Raw genomic sequence first — 271 nt, 5'->3', positions numbered from 1 at the left:
TCAGGCGCTGGGTTTGCTCGTGAAGCAAGCCCATGAGCGAGCGTCGATCGTTAGTGGACCCCGGCGCGGCGTCAATAGCAGTGTAGGCGCCGCTGTAGATGGTGGTGAGCTGCTCGGTGGCGGGCCCATCCCCAGCAATGGCACGAGGCCCGTAGATAAGCGTAGAGACGGCTGCGCCGCCAATACGCTTTAGTGCAGCCACCTCAGCAGCTCGGCTCTGCATTACGCGATCGGAGCTCATCGCGTGGGGCGGATTCGAGCGAAACCAGCC

The 271-nt window shown here is 63.5% G+C and carries 1 protein-coding gene; it reads right to left on the bottom strand.

The annotated features are described in order from the left end of the window. On the bottom strand, positions 1-202 hold a 202-nt coding region (locus tag ACR6JA_RS22880), incomplete at its 3' end, for a hypothetical protein (protein WP_494599774.1). Positions 203-271 lie beyond the last annotated feature (69 nt).

Source organism: Cedecea sp. B1(4) (genome assembly GCF_059414925.1).
The sequence above is the reverse complement of the archived record's forward strand: the minus strand, read 5'-3'. Positions and strand labels throughout refer to the sequence as shown.